The sequence below is a fragment of the Paenibacillus sp. OT2-17 genome, assembly GCF_009827695.1.
GTDB classification, from domain to species: domain Bacteria; phylum Bacillota; class Bacilli; order Paenibacillales; family Paenibacillaceae; genus Paenibacillus; species Paenibacillus polymyxa_B.
On sequence record NZ_WUDQ01000357.1, the window covers coordinates 1 to 3,835 of the forward strand.

Annotated in this window: 2 protein-coding genes; both read left to right on the top strand. The window is 45.2% G+C overall.

The genetic code is table 11. The annotated features are described in order from the left end of the window. Positions 1 to 1,280, top strand: a 1,280-nt coding sequence (locus GRP75_RS21105) for a thioredoxin domain-containing protein (RefSeq protein WP_160790278.1), incomplete at its 5' end; no start/stop codon positions are given. Positions 1,281 to 1,680: 400 nt separating this feature from the next. Further along, positions 1,681 to 3,681, top strand: a complete 2,001-nt coding sequence (locus GRP75_RS21110) for a methyl-accepting chemotaxis protein (protein WP_160790279.1) — start codon at positions 1,681 to 1,683, stop codon at positions 3,679 to 3,681. Positions 3,682 to 3,835 lie beyond the last annotated feature (154 nt).

The window sequence follows — 3,835 nt, forward strand, 5'->3', positions numbered from 1 at the left end:
AATGGTTGGTGCCGCATTTTGAAAAAATGCTGTATGACAATGCTCTGTTGGCCATCGCGTATACAGAGGCTTGGCAGGTGACAGGCAAGGAACTGTACCGACGGATTACAGAACAAATCTTTACATATATCGCAAGAGACATGACGGATGCAGATGGTGCCTTTTATTCGGCGGAGGATGCGGATTCCGAAGGAGAAGAGGGGAGATTCTACGTCTGGGACGACTCTGAGGTAAGGGCTGTACTAGGCAATGAGGATGCCGCCTTTTTCAACGATTTATATGGAATTACACCTTACGGAAATTTTGAAGGCCACAACATTCCAAACCTGATTGATATCAATCTGGAAGCCTATGGGATCAAGCATGACGTGACTGAGCAGGAACTGGAGCAGCGGGTTAGTGAGCTACGCGCCAAGCTGTTTGCTGCCAGAGAGCAACGGGTTCATCCTCACAAGGATGACAAGATTTTGACCTCGTGGAACGGGTTGATGATTGCTGCTCTGGCGAAGGCAGGACAAGCTTTTGGAGACACGAGATATACAGAGCAAGCTCGGAAGGCTGAGACGTTTTTGTGGAACCATTTGAGACAGGAGAACGGACGGCTGTTGGCACGTTACAGGGACGGAGAAGCAGCTTATCCCGGTTATGTAGATGATTATGCTTTTTATGTGTGGGGCTTGATCGAGTTATACCAGGCGACCTTCGATATAGAGTATCTGCAACGGGCGTTGACGCTCAATCAAAATATGATCGATTTGTTCTGGGATGAGGAACGGGACGGATTATTCTTTTATGGGTCAGATAGTGAGCAGCTCATTGCCAAGCCTAAAGAAATCTATGACGGTGCGATTCCGTCGGGTAACAGCATCGCGGCCTATAATTTTGTGAGGCTTGCGCGGCTAACGGGTGAATCTCAATTAGAGAACTATGCAGCCAAGCAGTTTAAGGCTTTTGGCGGTATGGTTGCTCATTACCCGTCAGGCCACTCCGCGTTGCTCAGCGCGTTGTTGTATGCGACGGGAACGACGAAGGAGATTGTGATTGTAGGTCATAGGGACGATCTGCAGACCGTACAGTTCATTCAGGCAGTTCGAGCTGGGTTCAGGCCGAATACGGTCGTTATTTTGAAGGATGAAGGACAGTCGGAGATTGCAGAGACGGTTTCTTATATCCGTGATTACGATCTTGTGGAAGGCAAACCAGCCGTATATGTGTGTGAGCATTTTACCTGTCAGGCACCTGTTACCAGGCTTGAAGATCTGAAGGTGTTGTTGGATTGAACTGAATAAAGCGATCAAACCTAATCCCCTTGGGGGTAGTAAGCATATGGTGATTATCGAAAATGACCCTATGTTTGCTACCTTCAAGGGGATTATTTTCATGTTAAGAGGTAGGTATAGTGAAATGAAACTAATATTTTCTTAACATGTGCTACGCATTTTTTTTAATATTTTTTAGGTATATTATATCAAAGAACCGGTTCCGACCAGCCTTGCTGTTTTCTAAAATAAGTACATATACCTATTTAACTAGCGTGTTTATATCTTTTATGTCCAAGCGTTTTAGCAGCAGATGTGAAAAATGTGAAAGAGAGTCTGTCGGGTGATTGTCATCATCGGCAAGACGAAGAGGTTCACCATAGGTTAGGAAATCTAGGTAATGAAATGGAGATGTTTATTAATGAAGAAGTTATCGGGAAAAAAGTGGCTAGTCGCAAGGATGCTCAGCAAAAATTTTAAAACGAAGCTAATGGTCGCCTTTATTGCCTTTCTGATTTTACCGTCCATGATCGTGGGGGCTTTGTCGTTTGTGAGCGCCAGTCAGCAGATTCGAAACCAGATTGAAGAAAGTGCCGAGCAGGCTATCATCCGCACTAATTTTATTATTGATAGTACTATCGAACCTAAGGTACATGACGCAGAATATTTTGCAGAAAGACTAAAAGGCAATCGGGTAGAGACGGAGGAACAAGCGGCCAAACTGGAAGAGTTTTTTAAGCAATATGCTGCACTTCATCCTGAAGCAGAATCCATCTCTTATGGTACGAAGGATGGTAAATTTATAACCTATCCACAGAAGCAATTACCGGACAATTATGATCCACGGGTCAGACCTTGGTACGATGAAGCGATAAAAGAGCAAGCAAAGACAGCGATTAGTTCTCCCTATCTTTCGGCAAGCTCGAAGCAAATGACGGTTACGGTGTCCCGGGCAACGTCAGATGGATCGGGTGTTATTGGCATTGACCTGAAAATTAGTGGTATTAAAGAGACGTTGAACAATATTAAAGTAGGTCATGAAGGTTATGCCATATTGCTGGACAGCAACCATACCTACATTGTACATCCGACGGAGGAAGCAGGCACCAAAATTACAGATATTGAATCACGCATGTTTCAGAGCGATACTGGTGAATACGAGTATGAGTATGAAGGCCAGTCCAAATATATGAACTATGCAACTAACAAGCTGACTGGCTGGAAGATAGGCGGAACGCTGTATTTGTCTGAAGTCGATGAAGCAGCAGGCCCGATTTTGATCAGCACTTTACTAACCATCGTCGGTTGTCTTGTGATTGGTATTATCATTGTTTATTTCCTGATCCGTTCCATCATCAAACCGATTTTAAAGTTAAAAGAACAAGCGGTAAATGTGAGCGCCGGAGATCTAACACAGGACATTCAAGTAAAGAGCGAGGACGAGATCGGAGAATTAGGAGTGGCTTTTCAAAATATGCAGAATAACCTGCGATCTGTCATTCAGAACGTAGGGAACAGTGCAGATCATGTCGCAATTTCTTCGAATGAACTCACAATAAGCGCGGAACAAACCAGTGCTGCAAGTGAGCAGGTGTCCCAGGCTGTGCAAGAAATTGCCAGTGGTGCAGAGAAGCAGACTACAGGGCTGGAAAATAATTCGGTGGCCCTGGATGAAATTGCACAAGGGATCACCCAAATTGCTGAACGATCGATTTTGGTAGCTGATTTGGCCAAACGATCTGCCTTGCAAGCCGAGGAAGGACGAAAGTCTGTTGAGCAGACAGGCGAGCAAATGAATTCCATTCATCAATCAGTAGAGCGTTCCAACCAGATGATTCAAACCTTGCAAGCCCGCTCTCATGAAATCGGTGAAATTACGAAAGTTATCGGTGATATCTCCAATCAGACAAACCTGCTGGCATTGAATGCAGCTATTGAGGCAGCCAGAGCGGGTGATCATGGAAAAGGCTTTGCCGTCGTTGCTGATGAGGTGCGTAAGCTGGCAGAGCAGTCTCAGACATCCGGCACACAGATTGCCACCTTGATTGCCGAAATTCAGCATGAAACCGAAACAACAGTGAAGACGATGGACAGGGTCACGACTGAGGTGCAGGATGGACTGCAGATTTCCAAAGCAACCATTGTCAAGCTGGGTCATGCGATGGAAGGCATTCGAGAGACAACGCCTCAGGTAGAGGAGGTCGCTGCGATTGCAGAGCAAATATCAGCCAGTGTACAAGAAATTGCAGCGACAGCCAACGAGCTGGCGACGATTGCAACCGGTAATGCCGCCACATCTGAGGAAGTTGCTGCCTCCTCACAAGAGCAACTGGCTTCCATGGAGGAAATATCAGCTTCTGCACAGTTGCTTTCAACGATGGCTGCTGATTTGAAGGTAATGATCAGTCGTTTCAAATATTAAAATGAACTTGAACCCTATGGAATGTATAGTACAATGAATGCTCGGGACAGTTCTTTAAGCCTTATGGCATAAGGAATCTGTCCTGAGTTTTTTTATATTTTCGATATCTCACAAAACATGGAAGATTATAAGGGGGCGAACACTTGGTTCGAGA

What these genes read in the sequence shown, in the direction of transcription:
- GRP75_RS21110 (WP_160790279.1), top strand. Translation starts at nt 1,681, where the DNA reads ATGAAGAAGTTATCGGGAAAAAAGTGGCTAGTCGCAAGGATGCTCAGC.